Genomic DNA, 21,474 nt, shown 5'->3' with positions numbered 1-21,474 from the left:
TAGTAATTCGCCATTTAAGAACCGTTGGCAAAGGAATGTACTTTTGAATAATTTGTGCCATCTAATAAGAATCGCTTTATTATTTAGACGCTTAGCTTTTGCTATATCAATGTGAAGAACCAGATGAGTGTGATTACTCATTACAGCATAGGCGCAAATATCAATACAAAATATCCTGCCAAGTTGAAGTAGTTTCTTTTCAACCCAACCCCGCCTATGTTCATATGAACGACCCGTAAGTGGGTCTTTTCCGCACAAATAAGCGCGACGAACGCAGCGTGAAATACAATGGTAGTAAGGCGTGTTTGAAACGCTAATTAAGCTTCTACGGGGGGTTGCCATGCTCTTCTCCTCCATGAGTTGAACAATTTAAGTTTAGTCATAATTATGAGAAGTGAGAAATATTAAATTGGGTGTCTAGTTAGAGGTTATTTTTTCATAGGTTTAACGCTGTGAAGTAATAGAAATTAATGTGGGTGTCTAGTTAGTAAAGTAATTGATTATTTGATCCCATAGTTTTGGTTATGGGATCAAATTTGGTCATTGGAGTGAGTAAGCTAAGGAGAGCGAGTTATTTTATAAACACTCTAAACCCCCATGCTGGAATTGTTAGTTCTGTTGTGTGAGTAAATTCTATTGCCTGTTTTGAGAAAGCATCTGTGTACTTACCCAAAAACAATGGCTCTTTAAAGTTAACTGTTTGTGGCTCTTTCGATAAGTTGAATACGGCAAATACTTTATCTTTTCCTTTTGCACGAACAAAGCTAAGCACCTGTTTTGGTGCGCTGTTTGGCACATGTACCATGCGGCCGCCAAATTGGCCATTCCACAGTGCTTCATTACTATGTTTGAGTGCAAATAGTGATTGGTATAAATCACCAATAGGGTGCTTTTTCCATTTGATTGGGTCACGTTCGAAAAAAGCGAGGCGTTTATCGTTACCTGCTTCTTGGCCGTTGTAAATCATAGGGAAGCCTTCGCCAACGACAGATAATGTAATGACGGCTTCAAGTGCAGCGCCATAGTTTTCGAACATGGTGCCTTCCCATGCATTTGTGTCATGGTTGGCAACACCCACAAGGCGGTAAGCCTCGGCTGGGAATGCACTTTCGTTCCATGAGTAATAAACGAAGAGGGCGCTGACATCTGCATGGCCGTTGACTATTTTGTGCATGTGTTCAGACCATGACCACGCGTAAGTCATATCAAAGGCTTCAGCATGTAAATCACGAGACTCCCATTCTGCCAGCATTAATACTGGTTTTATTTCATCGAGTTCACGACGGACGTTATTCCAAAAGTCTACGGGCACAAAGCCTGCCACATCACAGCGATAGCCATCAATACCGACTTCTTTTACCCAATATTTCATCGACTCTGTCATGTACTCACGTACTGCAGGTTTTGAATAATTAAAATCGATAATGTCAGACCAATCCCACCACGGTGTCGGTCTAAATTGGCCTTTGTAGTCTCGGTCGTACCAATCGGGGTGCTCATATCGAAGCCAATTATCCCAAGCACTGTGATTTGCTACCCAATCTAAAATGATATACATCCCCATTTCATGGGCTTTGTTCACAAATGCTTTAAGGTCTTCTAATGTGCCAAACTCTGGGTTTACTTTACGGTAATCTTTTACAGAATAAGGGCTACCTAAACTGCCTTTTCGGTTTTCTTCACCAATCGGGTTTATGGGCATAAGCCAAATAATATCAACGCCTAACTCTTTCAAGCGTGGCAATTGCTGCTGTGCAGCATTAAAGGTGCCTTCTTTAGTGAATTGGCGCGTATTTAATTGATAAAGCACCGCATTTTTTGACCACTCAGGATGAGTAAGCTTTACGTAAGGCTTGGGCTCATAGGCACTGTTTGAAGTTTTAGTGTGTGTACATGCAGTAGGTAGGCTTAGTAATAATATAAGCAAACTTTTGGTTAGCAATGAATTCATATCAGGCCTTGTTGTCGAATTAAGGTGTTGCATGAAAAAACAACACTTCGACTAAATATATACCCTGAGCTAATATTTACAATTAAATGCATACGTATTCACAATGTGGTTACATAATCGATTAAGGTCTTATTTAAAAGCTTAATTAGAGGTAGGTGGTAGCTAAATACTTAAATGATTAAATAGGGTGGGGAAATATCTAAAAACGACAGCAAGAAAAAGCTAAGCTGTCGTTTAAATATGCCGAGCTAGGCTGAAATCATAAAAGTAGATTTACTGGCATCCCAACTGATCAGTTTTTTAATTTCCAGCTCTTTTATAATGGTTAGTAATTCAGAGTCACTTAGGCAGCAGCCTTGTTTTAGTTTATCGAGTGATATCTCTTTATTACGGCTATGAAGCTTAGAGGCCAGCATAATACGGTAGATTAATTTTGACTTACGGTTCATAACGCATCTCCTCCACATTTTTGTTGATAGCATTTTAATTGCTACTTGGTTTTATAATTTGGTCTAATGTGTACTGATGATTTTTTCGACTATGAGGGATCTTTTTAGCCAAGTCAATCAATATAGGATAAAAATCATACGATATTGAATCAGCAGGGGAAACGTTGAAGTAAACTTGTAATTTATTGAAAATAAATAGAAATTAATGATTTTTCTGCTTGGGAAGCCTAGTCTATGAGCTCGTCGCGGCTAACAGCAATCACGTCATGCAGTGCTTTAAATAGTAAATGCTTTTCAATAGGTTTGCCTACGTGGCCATTAAAACCACAATTCATGTATTCGATGATATTTTCTTTCATCACGTTGGCAGTCAAGGCAATAACTGGCACCTCTTTATCAATGCTGCGAATATGTGAGCAGGCTTCGATACCCCCCATAGTAGGCATTTGTATATCCATTAAAACTAAAATGGGATTGAGTTGTTTAAATAGCTCGACTGCTTCAGCGCCATCTTTTGCAAAGTGAAGATCAGCGTTGGTTTCTGCAAGCATCGACTTGATGATCATGGTATTGAGCGGGTTATCTTCAGCTATTAATAAGGTTTTAGCCGATAAGACAGGTGCGGTTACATCGGTAAAGCTATCATGTAAGTGCTGCTTTTCAGATACTTTGAGCGGTAAATAAACCGTGAAATGGGTGCCTTTACCGAGTGCGCTGTCTACATCAATACGACCGTTCATACGGTTAATGAGATTAGCGGTGATCGACATGCCTAATCCTGTCCCGCCAAAACGCCGCGTTATGCTGTTATCGGCTTGCTGAAAACGGTTAAACAGGTGCATTAAACCCTCTTTATTCATACCAATGCCAGTATCAATCACTTCTATCTCAACACCTTGCTTTTGGTTTTGCGAAGATTTATTAATCTTTACTTGCACGCCACCTTGCTCGGTAAATTTAACGGCGTTAGAAACCAGATTTAAAATAATTTGCCGAACCCTAACTGGGTCTCCTACCCATAAATCTTCAACGTCATCGTCTATATCTATATTTAATTCAATTGCTTTTTCGTTACAAAGCGGCAGAAAATCAGAATTGATTGACTCAACGACCTTCGACATCGAAAAATCTACCTGTTCAATATAAAGCTCGTTCGCCTCCATTTTCGAAAAGTCTAAAATATCGTTGATGATGGTAAGGAGTGAGCGACAAGAAAACAACGCCTTAGAAACAACTTCTATATTTTTCGGTTTTTGAATGTTCGGCTGCAAAATTTGTAAAAGCCCCATAATGCCATTAAGTGGGGTGCGTATTTCATGACTCATGTTGGCTAAAAATTCTGATTTTATTCTCGCGCCTTCTAAAGCTCGCTCAGTAAGCTCAATTTGTTGTTTATAAGAGTTTGAGAGTTTTCTAAAGTAAATAAGCAATATGCTGGTGAGCAATATGATTGTTAACACATGCACGATGTAAGCAATTTGGAAGTTTTCATCAATGGCGATGCTTTTATCTTTAAGCATTAAGTTTACATGTTGCTCGAACGCGGCAAGTGCCTTCAAAGCAGCTGTGTCATCTACTTTTACTATAGAGTCTATTTGCTCGCTTGTCGCGCCATCAGCAATCATCTTTAAAACAATATCGACTTTACTTTCATAATCACTGACCGTTTTTTTAACGTCAGTAAGCGCAGTCTGATCGTATTCTTTTATTGCGCTAAGCTTGGCAAGGATCTCTTTTATTTCGATGAGTTCCTTTTCAATGGGGGGAAGATACAGTTCTGTATTTTTTCTGAGCACTAGGTTTTTAAAATGGTGAATAAAGCCACCATACCCGAGTTTTTGAATTAGCTTGTCGTGAAGTACATAAACGTTAGCGGCGGTTTTTGAATAGTCATGCCATTGTGAGTCGACATTTTTGTAAAAGAATAATGAGGTAACAGTGAGCGACGTTAATAATGCAATCACTATAATTGCATTCATTTTTAACTTGTTTTTAGTTTGCTGCAACGCTTTTGTCATCAGTTTACCGCACCTATCTGTTGTTAATTTAAGCATAGCAGTATTTTTTTTGTTCACATAAGAAGGGCCTAAAGTCAGAACGATTTTTTATGAGAACAAAAAAACCTTAACAACTAAGGTAAAATTAATTTAAAGCGAATAATTAGCTCTTCATAAAAAACTTTGCAATCAATTACACTGTACTTTTTTTGTACTTGCTGTATCTTAAGTTGGTACGCAATTTTTATGATTTAATTGAGTGTAAGTCACACTCATTGTTAGGTGGAGTAAAGGATATGCACGCGCAAACAGTCAAAGAATCAATAGCAACTATTCAATCAGGTGTCGCAAAAGCGGATGGTAAGCTTTTAGTTACAGAACAAGAAATTGTTTTTGAACCGTTTAATAAAGAATTAGGCTTAGGTCCATACACACTTTCACGAGCGCACATCAATAACGTTGATAAGTGTTCAGGTAAAGGCGCGGGGATTCTACCAATTACAGCAGATGGAATTCGCATTACTTTAAATAACAACGATGTATTTGAGTTTATTTTAGTAAACCCAGATGAGTGGCTTAGCGTACTTGCTCACTAAGCAAATCTTCAAAAAGACGGCATATAATAGCAACTTGCTATAATATGCCGTGTTAGCTTTTCAATAATTAATCTTCCTTTCTTCGCAACACATTGATCTCAAACAATACTAAGGCAAAGTTCCTAGGTTATTTTACACATCTAAACCATTAAATTGCTCGTTGCTTATTAACGGAGGCTCTTGGGCAAATGATCAACTTAGATGAACAACGCCTAGTTTCGCTTGAACGCGGTTTTCATATTCCACCAAAACCTGAACTATTGAGCCAAATTGCTGATGAAATGCAAAAGTCGGATGCAAGCTTAGATAAAATAGCTCAGCTAATATCAAGAGACATCAGTCTTTCAGCTTTATTATTAAAAACAATAAATAGCCCGGTGTTTGGTTTACAACGCACCATTAGTGATATACGCCAAGCGGCGATGTTTTTAGGCTTAGATCAGCTTAATCGGCTAGTAACCTTGGCCTTGCTTAAGCAAAATTTTAAAGGCAATGCCTGTATTAGCTTAGAGCGCTTTTGGGATGAGTCAGTTGAAGTTGCGAATGCCTGTGTGCAGCTTGGTAACAGTTATAAGTCATTAATGCCAGTGGACGAACTTTATTCATTAGGGCTTTTTCATAATGTCGGTATTGCGGCTATGGCATTAAAATTTAAAGATTATGTTGAGGTTCTTAAGCAAGCAAATTTAGCTAAAGAGTATGCGATTACCGACCTAGAACAAGCACGTTATCAGTGCGACCACGCGGTGATTGGCTATTTTATTTCGGTATCTTGGCACCTACCTAAGCCACTTTGTCACGTTATTTTAAATCATCATAACACGCACTTTTTAGAGCAAAACAATGATGAACAACAACGTATGGCGTACGCCATCTTAAAATGTGCAGAGAGTGCTGTGGACTATGCCCGCCACCAACAGTATTCGAGCGAGTGGTTCAAAATTAAAGAGCAGTGCTTTGCAGAGCTGGGTATTGTTGATCAAGATTTTGCCGATATGGTCGAAGATTACGTCGACAATGCGATGGCAAGTTAAAGCCAATTAGCGTTTATTTCCTATCATCTTAACTTCGATGAGTTTGCGAGTGGTGAGTTATCATCACTCGCTTTTTTTATCTTGACCTTAAAGTGAGCTTTAAAGTTAGAGTTTTTGTATCTTAATGAATAACGAGGTGCAAAATGACAACTATCAAAAACCTAATCTTATTGCTTGCATTACTAACAACAAGTTACGTAGAAAGCGCTACTAAAACAATTGAGCTGGCAGGTGAAAAAGTGCCTGTTGTTGAAGGTGGTTTGTATGACCAATATCGCTCTAACCCCCCATTATCAGTGATAGCTGAGCAGGCTCCCAGTGTTGATTTGTCATGGTTTAAAACCATAAAAAAGCAAAAAGTAGACATGGGCTTTGAGTCTTACTCACCAAATTTTTACTATAAGAACAGTAAAATTACTGCAGTATTCAGCGCGGATCTTGATGTATTAACCTCATTGATCCCAGCCAGTGTTTTAGAGCATGTTGAGCCAATAAGTTTATGGCCAGGGCGAGGGTTAGTTGCAATAACGGCTTATGCTTATCATTACTGCGATAATGATACATACAATGAGCTAGCCATTTCAGTGATCACCACCAAGCCAGATTCGTGGAATTTAGGCGTTATTTCGTTACTTAATAACCAATGGAATGATGACTTTTGGGGTGTTGTTTTAAAGCTACCCGTTGATACAGAGCTCGCGAGAGTGCGTGGTGTAGTGGGCTATAATCTACCTAAATGGACCACTAAAATTAGCTATAAAAATACTCCTAAGACACTTACGTTTTCATTATTTGATAATGCCACCAATCAGCCTGATGTGATCATCACAGGTAAAAAGCTAAGCGATGAATCAACCGATGAGAAATTTGTTCGAAATAGTTTTATGAATCACAATCAACAAGGGCAGTTAACAACGGGCTATGCGGATAATCGATATTTACGCTATGCATCAAGCACATCTGATGAAGATGTAAGCCTTGAGCTGCGTCAGGGAGAATTATCACAGTTTATTCGCTCACTTGATTTAGGCAGTATGATCAAATATGAGTACGTACCTGATTTTCAAAGTGCGTTATATGCACCAACATACTTTAAAGCTAAACCCTAGACAGGAGTTACACAATGAAAATAGGTGAGCTTGCAAAACGAACGGGTCTTAGCGCGTCTAAAATTCGTTTTTATGAGGATATTGGTTTACTAAAAATGGTTGAGCGTAAAGCAAATGGCTATCGCTCGTATCCTGAAGAAGCTGAAGTCGTTTTAAACTTAATAGTCAGTGGGCAACAAGCCGGTTTTAGCCTAGATGAATTAAAAGCACTGTTACCGGCGGATTTATCTGGTTGGCAACATGCTCACCTTATTGATGCATTAAAACAAAAAGTGATGGATATCGAGCAATTACAAGCAAAGTTAGCCGAAAATAAACAGCGCTTAACAGCGATCCTCGCAGAAATTGATGCAAAGCCAGATGATATGGATTGTGCAGATAATGCTAAACGTGTTCTGACACAAATGGGGTTAAAAAATGACAAATAGCTATTGACCTTAAAGTTTACTTTAAGCTTATAGTTTTGACATTCCCAACTATGGAGACTGTTATGACCTTATTTTCTGAACTTAAATTACCGAATGGTTCTGTTATTCCAAATCGTGTTGCAAAAGCAGCGATGGAAGAAAACCTAGCTGATGCAAATTTACTTCCATCAACTCAGCTTTTTAACTTGTATAAAGCATGGGCTGACGGTGGTGTAGGGCTTATTATTTCGGGCAATGTTATGGTTGATAGTAAAGCGATGACAGGCCCAGGTGGAGTGGTATTAGAAAATGATAAACACCTAGCTTTATTTCAGCAGTGGGCAAAAATAGGGCAGGCAAATGGTGGACAGTTCTGGCTGCAAATTAATCATCCTGGCCGACAAATGCCAGCAAGTTTGCAGCAGCAAACATGGGCGCCTTCAGCAGTGGAAATGGACATGGGTAAAATGTCGAGTTACTTCTCGGCACCTAAAGCGATGGATGAAGCCAAAATTCAAGACATCATCACACGGTTTGTAAAAACAGCGACATTAGCCGAAAAAGCTGGTTTTTCGGGTGTTGAAGTGCATGCGGCGCATGGCTATTTATTGAGCCAGTTTTTATCTCCTTTAACTAACAAGCGAAGTGATCAATGGGGTGGAAGCCTTGCTAATCGCGCTCGATTGTTAATTGAAATTGTTAAGCAAATTAAAGCCGCAACGAGTGAGCATTTTGCGGTTGCGGTAAAACTAAACTCAGCTGATTTTCAACGCGGTGGTTTTACTCTTGACGAGGCCAAGCAAGTGGTTGTTATGCTAGGTGAGTTAAATGTTGATTTAGTTGAGCTTTCAGGTGGTAGTTATGAAGCGCCAGCAATGCAAGGCAGTGCACGGGATGGCAGAACGTTGGCTCGTGAAGCGTACTTTTTAGAGTTTGCTAAAGAAATTCGTGAAATTGCGACGATGCCAATTATGATCACAGGTGGCATTAAACGTAAATCAGTGGCAGATCAGGTTATTGCAGAAGGCGTCGATATGGTCGGTATTGCGACAGCACTTGCAATTGAGCCAGCATTAGTTGATAAGTGGCGAAATGGCTCACACGTTACACCAGAACTTGCAGCAATTACCTGGAAGAATAAACCACTTGCCTCGGTTGCGAATATGGCAATGGTAAAGTATCAATTAACGCGTTTGGGTAAGAACAAACAGGCAAATCCTAACGTTTGGCCAATCTGGGCGTTCATAAAGCAACAAATTAATGATGTATTTAGAGTAAAGAGGTACCTAAAATTTATCCGCAGTAACGGCTGAACTGAGTGTACATTTTTGCTCAGGCAAGGCATCATAGCTTTTTCTAGGGAGAGGTTATGATGCTTAAATCTTTGTTACCACTGGTTTTATGTACCAGCTCTGCAATGGCTGCAACAAGTCTGCCGGATAATCGCCATATTGTTGTTAAAGGTGAGGCTGTTGTGCGTACCGCCCCCGACAGGGCTGATATCACGTTAGAGTTTGAAGCTGTAAAAAGCGAAAGTGTGCAGGCTAAGCAGCAAGTCGATGCTCAAGTAAATGAACTCCTGGCGGGCTTAAATAATTTCTCTATAGACGAAAAAAGTATCTCTGCGGGGCGGATATTTGTAGAGCCCAATATGCGCTATGACGAAAACGATAACCATGTTAAAGATGGTTTTCGAGCCACGCGTAAGGTTAAAGTCACCCTTAAACAACTCTCTCTTTTGGACCGATTTTTAAATTTTGCGCTTAAAGTGGGTGTCAATCAAATTGAGCACATTCAACTTTTATCAACCAAAGCCTCAGATTACGAGCAAGCAGCTCTTGATAAAGCAGTTGCGAATGCCAAACAGCAGGGAAGTAGCCTTGCAAGCGCATTCGAAGCGAAACTTGGTCGGGTGTATAGTATTCAATCGCAAGAGGTAGGTAGTCACTTTGGCTATGGTAGCAACACAAATATAGAACGAATTATGGTCACGGGCTCACGTATTAATACCGTACCAGAAGGTAAGTATTTACAAGAATCGATTACCTTCAGAGCAAGTGTCAATGTTGTGTTTGATTTGGTAGTAGAGTAATTGATGAAGTTTTTAAAGCACAGCGTTTATCTATTCCTTTTGTTGATGGCATTCAGTAGTTTTGCCGCAACAAAACACATAAAAATTGTCAAACCTGTGGTTGCGGCCTTTAAGTCGGGTGATAAAGCTGCCATTGCCAAGCGAGTGCATTATCCACTGCAGCGTAAAGAGCCGCTACCAGGAATTGAAAATGAACAAATGCTTATAGAAAACTTTGAGCAAATTTTTGATAAAGAGTTTGTTGAAAAAATCGTGAACTCAAATATTCGCCATGATTGGGAAATGATGGGTTGGCGCGGCATTATGTTTGATTCAGGCAAATTGTGGTTAGACTTTGATGGCTCTATTTGGGCTGTGCCTTATGAATCAGAGTCAGAAAAAGCACAACGCGAAGTGCTGATTGACGAGCAAAAACAAGTATTACACAAAAGCCTTCGTGAATTTACAAAGCCGATACTAACGTGGCAAACAAAACAGCATTTAATTCGTATCGATGAACTGGCAGGTAATCATTACCGCTATGCAGCATGGGAAACAGATCAATCTATGCAAGATGAGCCAAGCCTTGTGATCACCGGCGGTACGTTAAGTTTTGATGGCAGTGGGGGCAATCATTTTTACACCTTTACTAACAACGGTTATCGTTATGTCTGTCATGTTACCGTGCTTGGTACTGAGCACTCACCGCCGGGGCTTTTAGAGGTATTTAAAAATAATGTACAGATATTGTCTGAGCCTGCTTCAAGTTTTTAGGTTGTTTTTCTTGTTTTGAACTACACTTATCCTTTCTAAGGAGCCTCTTATAAAGGAGTAAGTTGTGGGTACAAAATTTTGGATACTAAGAACCACTAAAGTTTTTACGCTGGTGGCAATTTTGTTATTTATGGTGGAAATTCTAAAAGGTCACGAGACAATGAGCGCATTAGGCTTTGCGCTACTTTGGTCATTTATTGCAACGGCCATTTTTATCGCAACCCGTTTATATCATTCATCTAAAGGGCGCCACTGTGCACTTTGTAATGACACCCCTGATGATAAAAAAGCGAGTTAGCATAGGTTATTAACAAGCACGCCGCCCCATACCAACGCACAAATTGTTAGAGCAATCAGTACGGCTGCGGATCCTAAGTCTTTAGCTAGGCCTGATAATGGATGAATTTCAAGGCCTATTCGGTCTATGGCGGCTTCAATTGCCGTATTGACGACTTCAGCAAACATCACAAATAGCACAGATACAAGCAGCATGATTTTTTCATACAGGCTAATCTGCCAGACAAAAACCACTGCTATTGCAAGGATTAACAGTATCAGCTCTTGTTTAAAAGCAGACTCATGCTTTGCTAACCACGTGAATGCTCGTTGGGAGTTTTTGAATGCGAGGCGAATACGTTTAATGCCAATGGGTTTGTTAGTGCTATCAAATTGCATAGTATGAAGTCTCTATTTCGTTAGCTTTGAGTTGAGCAAGCATTAAAGATATCTTGCTCTGGGTGATATTCAGTGCTTTGTACATGGGTTAAGCCAAGCAGGGTGTCAAAAATGTTATCGTGTGAAAAAGCATGGTTACGCTGCTGTTCGATACATTGATTAAAGCGGGTATCGGCTAGTTTATTACTCCAAAACAGCATAGGCACTTGAGTTTGCTCTTTAGGTGCTAATGCATACGGGAAGCCATGTAAGTACAAGCCTTTTTCACCCAGTGATTCACCGTGATCTGAAACATACAGTAGGGCTTTGTCATTCGCCTTACTGCTTTGCAGTAAATTAATAAGTTTACTCAGCACTAGGTCGGTATAAGCAATGGTATTATCATATGTATTGGTAAGTTGCTCACTGCTACAGTTTTGGATATCGCTACGTGGGCAATCAGGCAAGAATTTGCTGTCTTTTTCTGGATAGCGTCGATAGTAGGTTGGTCCATGTGAACCAATCATATGTAGTACAACTAATTGGTGCTTCGCATGACTTTTGGCAAGCTTTGCAGCTAACTCTTCAACCAGTACTTCATCAAAACAATAGCGTCCGTCACAAAGTGGGTTGCTCTTTGTTGGTTCTACCGTTTCTGAGTTTACCCGTACGCAAACCCCTTTACAGCTGCTATTGTTATCAATCCACGTTACTTCGACACCACTTCGTTGAATGATATCTAGGGCATTTTCTTGGCTTTGCGCGATGCGTGAATCATAGTGATTGCGGTCTAAGCGCGAGAACATGCAAGGTACAGAAATGGCCGTTGCGGTGCCACATGAACTAACATCACTGAAATATTTAACGCCAAGTTTAGGGGTATATTGATTAGTTGGCTTGTCGTAACCTTGCAGTGAGAAGTTTGCTGCACGCGCTGTTTCACCTACCACCATAATCGTCAGTGAACTTTGTTGCTTAGCTAATAGGTGCGGTGTTTTATCTAAGACTTTAAATGGTAGAGGTGGATAAAAATAATTATCGCGCAGGTACTTATAGCCCGCAGTGTAAAATGCAAAGGGGGTAATGTAGCTGGTTAATTGACGATTATTACGACCTACAGAGGCGTAATCTTTATAAAAAGGAACGGCAATAACAGCTACAGCAAAAAACGCTGTAACGTTAAGAAGCGCAAAGCTTTTAAGACGAACACGAAAGTTTCCGACAATTTCAAAGCGAGAAAACAAGTAAGCAGGGAGTACGCCTAGCACAGTAATAAAAGCGATAACTTGTACATTGAGGTATGAAAATGCCTCACCTGAATTTGTCTCTAAGATATTTTGCAGCATGCTTTTATCAAAGATTACACCGTAATTTAAGGTTGCATAAAACAACAACGATGAAACCACGACGCTTGTTAAAAGCACGGGTTTAACGAAGGTGATTAACGATAACCAACTTAACACCATTGCCGTCAATGCTAATAAGAAAAACGGTACGCTTGCTATAAATAACCAATTGACATGTTCAGGTTTGCTGGCTGCTTCAAGCATGTTAAATAAAAACAGGCCATTAAATGCAATAACCAAGTACAACGACACCAGCCAGACAAATTGACTGTAGCTAACGTGCCATTTATTAGTAAGGAGTTGTTTGATTTGCGTGCTCATAATTATTCCTCATCGCTACGATTTATTTGGTAAGCGATACAGCTGTTCGGCATAAGCTAAATTGCTAAATAAGACGTGAGCCAGGGCTTTTTTGGCAAGCTCAACGCTGCTATCTGTGTTATCGATGGCTACTTGCGTTTTACTTGTAGGGTCGTAGCGCCAATAGCTTACTTTTTGGTTTGGCATCAGGATCACGGCTTCACCATTTTCTACGTAAGCAAAGTTGTCGTAGTACTGCATCATGGCGCGCTCAACAGGGTATTGTTGGGTTAAATCATAACCAAGCATGGGGGTTGCTTGCTCAACACCTAATAACGATAACAAAGTAACAGGTAAATCAATTTGGCTGACTAAGCGAGTATCGCGCTTTGCATCCATATCACTATTTAGGATCACAGCAGGGATGTGGAAAGATTTAAGCGGTACAGGCTCTGATCCAAACACGCGCACATCATGATCTGCAACCACTAAAAAGATGGTGTCTTGCCAGTAATCTTGCGTTTTTGCCTTCGCGATGAATTTACCAAGAGCATAATCAGCATATTTGATTGCTAGATCGCGTTTGTAGTTTTCTGGATCGTGGCCTTCAGGCAGTGTTACTTTACCTTCTGGAATATCGAATGGGTCGTGGTTACTTGAGGTAAACACAAGACTGAAAAATGGTTTGCCCGATTTATTTAGCTCACTTAGCTCTATATCAGCTTGATTGAACAAGTCTTCGTCGCTTGCTCCCCATGACGAAATAAACTCAGGGTTTTGCATGTCATTAATATCGACAATATCGCTAAAGCCATTGCCTAAGAAAAAGCTTTTCATATTATCGAAATGACTTTCACCGCCATAAATAAACTGGGTGGTATAGCCTGTGCGGGTTAATACGTCAGCAAGTGAGAAAAAGTTACGCTGAGATTTAGAAAGTTTGACCACCGAGCGCGAAGGTGATGGGGTAAACCCGGTTGTTACCGCTTCAATCCCTCGAACAGAGCGTGTGCCAGTGGCGTATAAGTTATCAAACCCCCAGCCTTGTTGATAAAGCTTATCGAGCTCAGGAGTCACACCTATGCCACCTAGTTCGCCAACAAAGCGTGCGCCTAAGCTTTCTTCTAAAATGATCACTAAATTCTTTTGTTTGCCTGTGTTAAAAGGTGTGTTGTTGGCAAGGGTAGGGATTTTCTCAGTGATAAACTGCCGTTTATAGGCTGCTTGCTTTACTGTTTGTAAAATCTCATCACGTGGCATGGTACCGTATAAACTACTGGCATTTTTTTCATTGCCCATATTCTTAATAGCAAATGCAACACTGTAAGTTGAATTAAGGGCCAAGGAGTTAACTAGTGAGTCACTTGAAAAGTACACTAATGCAGGGTTTAACGGGCGATGGCTGACAGTGCCTCTTGCGCTAATTAAGCAAACTAATAAAGTAGTAACGAGTATCACCACTTGGCTTACCGTTTTAGCATCTTGCTGTTTGCTAAATGCTGCATTTATATAACGATACGTAAATACACAACTAAGCGTTGCAATAATTAAGGTGCTTATCATGGCAAATAGGTGGCCATGTAATAGCATAGAAAAGACTTCTTGAGGGTAGTCTAGGTATTCGACAAATAAGCGATTTGGCCGCACATCGTACTGGGTAATAAACGCGGGAGTCGAAGCCTCAACAACCACGATTAAAGTCACAACTATGCTGCTATAAAGAGTAAAAACTTGTTGAAAAAAAGTGGTTTTGCTGCGCAAAAGCACATCAGCGACTAACATTAAAACAGCCAAGGCTGACAAGTAGCCTAAACTGCTTAAGTCGACTCTTAAGCCGCCAAATAAAACGGCTAGGCTATCGCCATCAGCTAACCTTTGGTGTTGCCATACAAGCAAGGCTATTCTCGACAGTATAAAAACTGACATTAAAATTAATGAAAAACGGAACAAAGGTTTTAAAACAGAAAGTTTTGTTGTCATAGTCGTACTTACTTAATCGAAACTACGGCAATACTAGGAATCGAAACTTAAGAAATCCTTATGGTAATCTTAATATTTTCTAAACTAGAAAAACTTCAGTAAATCTTAAGTGAATCTTAAGATTCAAAGCGTAACCTGATGACACTAAAGCGGTTTTCAGCTAAATGAGTAACATATGAAATTGTTGATTATAGAAGATTCGGTGTCATTAAGACGTAGTCTACGAATTGGTCTTGAGAACCTAGGTTTTACTATTGATGAAACCGGCGATGGCGCTGAAGGTTTGAGTATGGCAATGACTGGTGAGTACGAGTTAATCATACTCGACATTATGTTACCCAGTATTGATGGCATTACGTTATTACAAACCATAAGAGCAAAGCAGCTCGACGTTCGTGTGCTTATTTTATCTGCCAAGCAAGAACCAGAAGATAGAGTAAAAGGACTACTCACCGGGGCGGATGATTACCTGACCAAACCATTTTCGTTTGATGAGCTGCATGCACGGTTATTAAATTTAATGCGTCGCGGCGGCCTGAAAACAATCAGTGATGTGATCCGCATTGATAACTTGGCTTTAAATTTACAATTAAAACTTTTGCAAGTTAACGACACCGTTATCGATTTAACCCCTAACGAATATAAAATAGTCGAGTGCTTGTTTAGTAATCAAAACAAAGTGATCACAGCTGAAAAGTTAAGTACCTATATTGCTGGGCAATATGACTTAGTTTCAAAAAACTCCATTGAAGCACATTTATCATCGGCGCGTAAAAAGGTGAGGGCAGCAGGTAGCGAGTTACCTATTCAAACTAAGCGTGGTTTTGGTTATATCATTCAAGGAAAATAATGAAATCAATTCGCAGTAAGTTAGTAACCACATTATCGATTACTATAACTGGGCTAGTGCTGAGTATTTTAGTTGCTACCGATATCGCCGTTGATAGTTGGATTGATAACGAATTTAATCGTGGTTTGAAATCAAAAGCCGGCATGCTTATGTCATTGATTGATATTGACGAAGAAGAAATTGATTTTGATTTTTCAGGGCAATTCATGCCTGAGTTTTCTGGCAGTACAGAAACTGAGTATTTTCAAATTTGGTCGCAGTCTGGCGTGTTTGCGCGTTCAGAAAGCTTGCACCTTTTCTCACAAAAGAACCTACCTCTAGAGAAAATAAAGCTTGGCGAGACAAAAATCATCAATACCGAGTTACCTGATGGTCGCAATGGGCGGGTTATTTATACTCGCTTTATACCGCCTTTAGACCTAGACGATGATGAAGACTTTATTGAAGGCGTTAACACCTCTTTGCAACAACCCATAACCTTAGCTTATGCGGCTTCATCAGAAGAAGTTGACTTTGTTTTATGGCTCATCGACGTTATTTTTGTTGTTTCTACTGTGTCAGTAATTGTATTCATTCGTCTATTTGTGCGTAAATCGGTCGACAGTTCTTTAGCGCCGCTGAATAAACTAAACCGGGATATTAGTAGGCTTAGTATCGCGGATAAAAGTGCAGTGATAACAATAAAAGAGCCTGTTAAAGAGCTGCAACCCATTGTTGATAGCTTAAATGCCTTTATACGGGAAAACCGCCAGCTTTATTTTCGTGAAAGACGCTTAACCTCGGATATTGCTCATGAGTTAAAAACGCCTATAGCTGAGCTTATTAATATGGCTGAAGTGGCCATTCGTTTTCCAAATGAAAAAGAGTTTGAGGCAGACTTTAAACCCGAAGTGCTAAAAATTAGCCAGCGTTTAAAGAGCATTGTGTCAAACTTATTATTACTGCATAAATACAGTGATGAAGCACTCCCAAAGCAAGATGCATGTGATTTAAACCAGGTTATTTTACGTACCTTAGAAAAACATGATTTAGAGCGAATTAAGTTTGAGTTTCAAGATGATACTCCTGCCATTGTCAGTAATTTATTTGCCCTTGAATCAATCATCACCAACCTTGTAAATAACGCAAAGCAATATAGCCCCGACAAGAGTGATGTAACTGTAAGCACGCTACTGACTAAAGAGGATAAGCTGCAATTCTCTGTTACAAATGAATTAAAAGTACCTTTAACAGAAGACGATTTGAGCCAGTTATTTGATCCACTCTGGCAAAAAGACAGTGCCAGAACCTCTAATGATAACTTTGGGTTAGGCTTATCTATTGCCAAAGCGTTAAGTAAAGCAATTGACGCTGAACTTCAGGTGTCGTTAAGTGGGCAAAACATAACCTTTAGTTTGATTATTTCTTAAGGCTTTGCAGGTGTTTAATATGTGTGCAACACTGAGGTTATCAAAAAGAAATTAATAACAATAAGGAACAACACGATGGGAAAAATTATAGGTATTGCTTTAATCGTTATTGGTGTGGCGCTAGCCGTATGGGGATATAACGTGTATGACTCTGCAAGTGCGCAAATTAGCCGCACGTTTAGTGGTGATACACCAATTGAAGCTTGGCTCGGTATGGTTGGGGGCGCAATTTGCGCAATTGTGGGTATTTTAAAAGTTAAATAACCGCAAACATTGAAATCAATTAGCTAATACCTGATACTGTACTTATATACAGTGTCGGGTTTGGCTATGAAAACACAATTACCAGCAAAATATTATTTAAGTCACTTCTTTGAGCTTGCTGAATTTATTCAATCTCAGTGCAGGCATCTGCTTAAAGAAGAGCAGCAGACATTTCTTGAAAAACTCCTTCAGCTTGATGAGCAAAGCTTATGTACTTTGCTGCGTATTTATTCTCGAAAGCCAAAAATCGTTGCTTTGTCATCATTAAATTATGAAGAGATCCCTAATCTGCACGGTGCTATTTTTAAGCTAAAACAGCAAGGGCTGGTGGCACATCCTAGCAGCGATGAATTAGATCTATTGCTTGAGCATTTAACCAAACCAACCCTGTTAACCTTATTAGCAAATGATGAGTTAATGGCAACTCAACCTGATTACAAAAAGTCAGCCAGTAAACAGCGCTTAACCCAACTGTGTAAAGAGCATATTGATCGCAACCACAGTGAATTAGAGTCGTTGTTTAGTCAGTTCGTGGTCAATAGCCGAAGTCAGTATTATGAATACTTTGAATTTTTACATAGCGGCCGACTAAGTGGCGGTGATATCAATCATCAAAATCGTTTTGTGATGCGTGATTTGGGAATTGCAAAAGTGCGTGGTGATGTCAGTGAAAGCATCTCTCGTTTTCAAACACTCGCCGAAGCACAAACGCATTACCAATTAAATAAGCTGCGAATGCAGTTCAAAGAAAGCGAGTCAGAATTACAGTATCAAAACTTAGCCCAAGCGCTTTTAGCCATTAACTCTGAAGATGAATTAGCCCAGAGTATCAAAAACAAGTTATTGATCCGCTTATACAAGCAGCTTAAAGATCATGACTTAGCATTTGCATTTGAATTACTTGAGCACTGTGAAGGTAGCAGTGAAGCGCAAGAGCTAGCAATTCGCCAGCGTTACAAACAAGGTGATAAAAGCTGGGTAGAACAAAAGCTTGAACAAGTTATTCTAGACCCATTAGATGATGGCATTTTGTATTTTGCAGAGGACTTTTTACAGCGTAAATATAACAAGCAACAACGCTCACGCCTAACACAAATGCTCATCGATACAGAGCATCAATTAGAGATTGATGACATTTACCGTGGCGATGTAGAGCAAGGAGTGTGCGAGCATTATCAGCAGCTTGGTAATACAGTATTTTTTACCGAGAATAATCTTTGGTTGAGTTTTTTTACCTTAACGTTCTGGCAAGAACTCTTTATAGAGACCCCGCACCCGCCATGTAATGAATTTGATCTTTATCCAAAGGTGTTGCTGGCTGATTGTTTTTACACAGTTCAACAAACACAAATTGAGCAAAAGCTTGCAAAATTCACTAGTAATGAAGCCTTATATAAATATGTTTGCAAAAACGTGGGGCAGTTTTATGAAGCCCCTAACGCTGTGTTTGTGTGGCACAGCGATATGTTAGAGCCGCTAGAGGTATTAATAAAACACAGCCCGCTTGAAAATTTAAAAGCGCATTTACTACAAATGACAAAAACCTTTAAGCAGCTCAAAGACGGCTACCCAGACTTGATGGTGCTTAAAGGGGATAAGCTCACCTTTGAAGAAGTGAAAGCCCCTGGCGACAAACTAAGACGCAACCAACTTGTCAGTATTGAGGTATTAAAGCAACATGGCTTTGCAGTGAATATCGTTGCGGTAAATTGGTTTAATGATCCGAATCGAATTTATAGTGTGGTGGATATAGAAACCACCGGTGGCGTACAAGGTAATAATAAAATTACTGAAATAGCCGTTGTGCAGTTACAAGCGGGCGAAGTAATTAAACAATGGGCGAGTTTAATCAATCCTGAGCGCAGTATTCCTGCTTTTATCACCAAGTTAACGGGGATAAACGCCGCTATGGTTCGTGATGCGCCACGCTTTGCAGAGGTTGCCGATACACTGCGCTCACTATTAAAAGGCAGCGTATTTGTTGCCCATAATGTAAATTTTGATTACGGCTTTATTCGCAAAGAGTACAGTGCAATCGGGCAGGGCTTTAAAATGCCAAAGCTATGTACCGTAGTTGAATCACGCAAGGCATTTCCAAAGCTTAAGTCATATTCGCTCGGTAACTTAGCGGCACATTTTGAATTGAATTTAACGAATCATCATAGAGCGTTAGCTGATGCAACTGCCACAGCAGAACTGTTAAATCTGATTCAACAAACACAATCAAAAAAGGCGAGTTAAACTCGCCTTGTAAACTTAATCTGCCCCATTTTAAATAAGGTTATTCGTATTCGATAGGGTCAGTAACGTTATTTAAAGCAAAGGCTTCTAAGCGCTCTTGGCAAGCACCACATTTACCACAGGCTTTGTCGCGGCCGTTGTAACAGGTCCATGTTTGGCTGTAATCAAGACCCATTTTTAAACCGTCTGTCAAAATGTCGATTTTGGTATTGTTTAAGTACGGGCTGAAAATTTCAACAGCGTCGTAATTGGCAATACGGCAAACATCATCCATTTTTTGTACGAACTCAGGGCGACAGTCTGGATAAATTGCATGATCGCCTGAATGGGCACCGTAATAAACTTTACTAGCTTTTAAAGACACCGCATAACCCACAGCCAGTGATAGTAAAATCATGTTGCGGTTAGGCACAATTGTGCTCTTCATGCTTTCTTCTTCGTAGTGACCTTCTGGTACTTCGATATCATCAGTTAGTGATGAGCCACCAATCAACTGGTTGATCGCTGAAATATCAACAATCTTGTGAGAAACACCTAACTTTTCACATACTTGAGCAGCTACTTTAAGCTCTTTAACATGACGCTGGCCGTAGTCGAACGACAGGGCATACACTTCGTGGCCTTGTTGCAGGGCTTTATTTAATACGGTAAATGAGTCCATACCGCCGGAATAAATCACAACTACTTTTTGCGTCATATCTGTTTTGCTCTTACTTTTGATAGAGGTTTACTTCAGGGCGCGATATACTACACGGCTCGGGCCTAAATAACAATTTTTGCGCGTGTTTTTGGTTTTTTTGATGGTATGTATTTTATACCGTTGCGTCGTAAGTGAGATGTCTTTTGTACAAAATTAACGAAGTGTTTGAAACAATTCAAGGTGAAGCGAGTTTTACGGGTACACCTTCAATCTTTTTACGTTTACAAGGCTGCCCTGTGGGCTGTGCTTGGTGTGATACAAAACAAACATGGGACGTTGATAACGTATATAAAGTGTCACTTGATGACACCGTTGAGAAAAAAGCAGACTCAGATCATTGGGCTGAAGCAACAGCTGAGCAAGTGTTAGCGCTATTTATAGAGCGAGGCTACAACGCAAAGCATGTGGTGATCACTGGTGGTGAGCCTTGCATGTACGACCTAAATCCAGTGTGTGAATTATTACACGCAAATGGCTATTCGACTCAAATTGAAACCAGCGGTACATTTGAGATTTTAGTCCCTGAGCAGACATGGGTGACTGTATCACCAAAAATTAATATGCGTGGTGGCTATAAAGTATTACGCAGTGCAATGCAGCGTGCTGATGAGATTAAACACCCAGTGGCAATGCAAAAGCATGTAGAAGAGCTCGAAGATTTATTCTTAAAAACAGGTGTGAATCCGCGTTTAGTGTATCTACAACCAATTAGCCAAAAAACCTCAGCAACTAAACTTGCCATTGAAACCTGTATTGCAAAGAATTGGCGTTTATCGGTTCAAGTACATAAATATTTAGGAATTAGTTAGGGTTTAGCCGTCAGCCGTCAGCCGTCAGCCGTCAGCCGTCTGATCTGTGATCTGACCCCGATAAAGTAGACACGGGGTTTAATCTTTCTAGTTAAAAACAAAAAAGCGTTGCACTATGGCAACGCTTTTTTGCTATGTTCCTCGTAACTCCATCCTAACCAACAAAGAAAGTTGATCCAGTGCAAACAAAAATTCCAAGAAAAAATAATACTAATCTCAATATTTTGTTTTCAGGCACAGAAGGGATCTTCTGACCTGTATAAGGGGCATATATTATTTTATTAAGAATAAAAGCATATATATATCTATAAAAATATACAAAGATGCCTAGGCATATTAAAAATTTTTCAATTGGCTCGAAACCGATAACAAAGATCATTCCTAATGAGAACCAAATCACACCTAATAAAATGACTAACTTTTCTTTTAATAGCATAGTTAACGCTCTCTTATTTCGGTAAGCCCTATACTTTTGGGCTCTTGAAAGCACTGCATAAAGCGTTCTAGTTAGGTAACTTGTAGATGAACAATAT

General features: G+C 39.8%; 21 protein-coding genes and 1 pseudogene. 13 read left to right on the top strand and 9 right to left on the bottom strand.

Annotated features, from left to right (window positions below):
• From AOG26_RS21005 to AOG26_RS20115, 4 genes and pseudogenes are all read right to left on the bottom strand, one after another.
• Positions 1-342: pseudogene (locus tag AOG26_RS21005) on the bottom strand (hypothetical protein); the annotation flags it as partial.
• Between the two features lie 229 nt (positions 343-571).
• Positions 572-1,951, bottom strand: a complete 1,380-nt coding sequence (locus AOG26_RS20125) for an alpha-amylase family glycosyl hydrolase (protein ID WP_054564085.1) — start codon at positions 1,949-1,951, stop codon at positions 572-574.
• A gap of 248 nt (positions 1,952-2,199) precedes the next feature.
• Positions 2,200-2,400, bottom strand: a complete 201-nt coding sequence (locus AOG26_RS20120; protein ID WP_054564084.1) for a hypothetical protein — start codon at positions 2,398-2,400, stop codon at positions 2,200-2,202.
• Between the two features lie 227 nt (positions 2,401-2,627).
• Positions 2,628-4,418, bottom strand: coding sequence for an ATP-binding protein (locus tag AOG26_RS20115; RefSeq protein WP_054564083.1), 1,791 nt, complete (start codon positions 4,416-4,418; stop codon positions 2,628-2,630).
• 275 nt (positions 4,419-4,693) lie between these two features.
• On the opposite strand from AOG26_RS20115, the gene AOG26_RS20110 reads away from it, so the two are divergent.
• From AOG26_RS20110 to AOG26_RS20075, 8 genes are all read left to right on the top strand, one after another.
• On the top strand, positions 4,694-4,993 hold the full coding sequence (locus AOG26_RS20110; RefSeq protein ID WP_054564082.1) for a hypothetical protein: 300 nt from the start codon (positions 4,694-4,696) through the stop codon (positions 4,991-4,993).
• Positions 4,994-5,181: 188 nt separating this feature from the next.
• Entirely contained in the window at positions 5,182-6,027 is an 846-nt protein-coding gene (locus tag AOG26_RS20105; RefSeq protein WP_054564081.1) for an HDOD domain-containing protein, read from the top strand.
• Positions 6,028-6,170: 143 nt separating this feature from the next.
• A complete protein-coding gene (locus tag AOG26_RS20100) occupies positions 6,171-7,136 on the top strand; it encodes a hypothetical protein (protein ID WP_235575523.1) in 966 nt (321 codons plus the stop codon).
• Between the two features lie 14 nt (positions 7,137-7,150).
• Positions 7,151-7,564, top strand: a complete 414-nt coding sequence (locus AOG26_RS20095; protein WP_054564080.1) for a MerR family DNA-binding transcriptional regulator — start codon at positions 7,151-7,153, stop codon at positions 7,562-7,564.
• Between the two features lie 62 nt (positions 7,565-7,626).
• Positions 7,627-8,856: an NADH:flavin oxidoreductase/NADH oxidase family protein gene (locus tag AOG26_RS20090; protein ID WP_054564079.1), complete on the top strand. Its 1,230-nt coding sequence runs from the start codon at positions 7,627-7,629 to the stop codon at positions 8,854-8,856.
• A 56-nt stretch (positions 8,857-8,912) separates the two neighbouring features.
• Positions 8,913-9,635 carry an SIMPL domain-containing protein gene (locus tag AOG26_RS20085; RefSeq protein ID WP_054564078.1) on the top strand — a complete coding sequence of 241 codons (723 nt, stop codon included), beginning with the start codon at positions 8,913-8,915 and terminating at the stop codon, positions 9,633-9,635.
• Positions 9,636-9,638: 3 nt separating this feature from the next.
• The gene (locus tag AOG26_RS20080) at positions 9,639-10,388 is read left to right on the top strand and encodes a hypothetical protein (RefSeq protein ID WP_054564077.1); all 750 of its coding nucleotides are present in this window, start codon (positions 9,639-9,641) and stop codon (positions 10,386-10,388) included.
• 64 nt (positions 10,389-10,452) lie between these two features.
• Positions 10,453-10,686, top strand: a complete 234-nt coding sequence (locus tag AOG26_RS20075; RefSeq protein WP_054564076.1) for a hypothetical protein — start codon at positions 10,453-10,455, stop codon at positions 10,684-10,686.
• Here the strand turns inward: AOG26_RS20075 and AOG26_RS20070 are convergent.
• Genes AOG26_RS20070 through AOG26_RS20060 form a run of 3 tightly spaced genes read right to left on the bottom strand, consistent with a single transcriptional unit; the run spans position 10,683 to position 14,668 of the window.
• A complete protein-coding gene (locus AOG26_RS20070; protein WP_054564075.1) occupies positions 10,683-11,063 on the bottom strand; it encodes a diacylglycerol kinase in 381 nt (126 codons plus the stop codon). The two genes, AOG26_RS20075 and AOG26_RS20070, sit on opposite strands and share 4 nt — an antisense overlap.
• A gap of 20 nt (positions 11,064-11,083) precedes the next feature.
• Positions 11,084-12,709: a phosphoethanolamine transferase gene (locus tag AOG26_RS20065; RefSeq protein WP_054564074.1), complete on the bottom strand. Its 1,626-nt coding sequence runs from the start codon at positions 12,707-12,709 to the stop codon at positions 11,084-11,086.
• A gap of 15 nt (positions 12,710-12,724) precedes the next feature.
• Positions 12,725-14,668 carry an LTA synthase family protein gene (locus AOG26_RS20060; protein ID WP_054564073.1) on the bottom strand — a complete coding sequence of 648 codons (1,944 nt, stop codon included), beginning with the start codon at positions 14,666-14,668 and terminating at the stop codon, positions 12,725-12,727.
• Positions 14,669-14,843: 175 nt separating this feature from the next.
• Here AOG26_RS20060 and AOG26_RS20055 point away from each other — a divergent pair, with 175 nt between their 5' ends.
• The 4 genes from AOG26_RS20055 to AOG26_RS20040 all read left to right on the top strand — a co-directional run bounded on the left by AOG26_RS20055 (position 14,844) and on the right by AOG26_RS20040 (position 19,432).
• A complete protein-coding gene (locus AOG26_RS20055) occupies positions 14,844-15,518 on the top strand; it encodes a response regulator transcription factor (RefSeq protein WP_054564072.1) in 675 nt (224 codons plus the stop codon).
• On the top strand, positions 15,518-16,927 hold the full coding sequence (locus AOG26_RS20050; protein ID WP_054564071.1) for a sensor histidine kinase: 1,410 nt from the start codon (positions 15,518-15,520) through the stop codon (positions 16,925-16,927). Before AOG26_RS20055 ends, AOG26_RS20050 begins: the two co-directional genes overlap by 1 nt.
• A 75-nt stretch (positions 16,928-17,002) precedes the next feature.
• Positions 17,003-17,191: a DUF3185 family protein gene (locus AOG26_RS20045; RefSeq protein ID WP_054553751.1), complete on the top strand. Its 189-nt coding sequence runs from the start codon at positions 17,003-17,005 to the stop codon at positions 17,189-17,191.
• A 66-nt stretch (positions 17,192-17,257) separates the two neighbouring features.
• Positions 17,258-19,432 carry an exonuclease domain-containing protein gene (locus AOG26_RS20040; RefSeq protein WP_054564070.1) on the top strand — a complete coding sequence of 725 codons (2,175 nt, stop codon included), beginning with the start codon at positions 17,258-17,260 and terminating at the stop codon, positions 19,430-19,432.
• Between the two features lie 40 nt (positions 19,433-19,472).
• On the opposite strand, the gene queC is transcribed toward AOG26_RS20040, so the two are convergent.
• Positions 19,473-20,153: a 7-cyano-7-deazaguanine synthase QueC gene (gene queC, locus AOG26_RS20035; RefSeq protein WP_268795049.1), complete on the bottom strand. Its 681-nt coding sequence runs from the start codon at positions 20,151-20,153 to the stop codon at positions 19,473-19,475.
• A gap of 122 nt (positions 20,154-20,275) precedes the next feature.
• Here queC and queE point away from each other — a divergent pair, with 122 nt between their 5' ends.
• Positions 20,276-20,941 carry a 7-carboxy-7-deazaguanine synthase QueE gene (gene queE, locus AOG26_RS20030; RefSeq protein ID WP_054564069.1) on the top strand — a complete coding sequence of 222 codons (666 nt, stop codon included), beginning with the start codon at positions 20,276-20,278 and terminating at the stop codon, positions 20,939-20,941.
• A gap of 154 nt (positions 20,942-21,095) precedes the next feature.
• Here the strand turns inward: queE and AOG26_RS20025 are convergent.
• The coding region (locus AOG26_RS20025) for a hypothetical protein (RefSeq protein WP_235575522.1) at positions 21,096-21,474 on the bottom strand (379 nt) is incomplete at its 5' end.

The organism is Pseudoalteromonas sp. UCD-33C (assembly GCF_001306895.1).
Taxonomy (GTDB): domain Bacteria; phylum Pseudomonadota; class Gammaproteobacteria; order Enterobacterales; family Alteromonadaceae; genus Pseudoalteromonas.
Note: the sequence above shows the minus strand (reverse complement) of the source record. Positions and strands in the feature narration are given on the sequence as shown.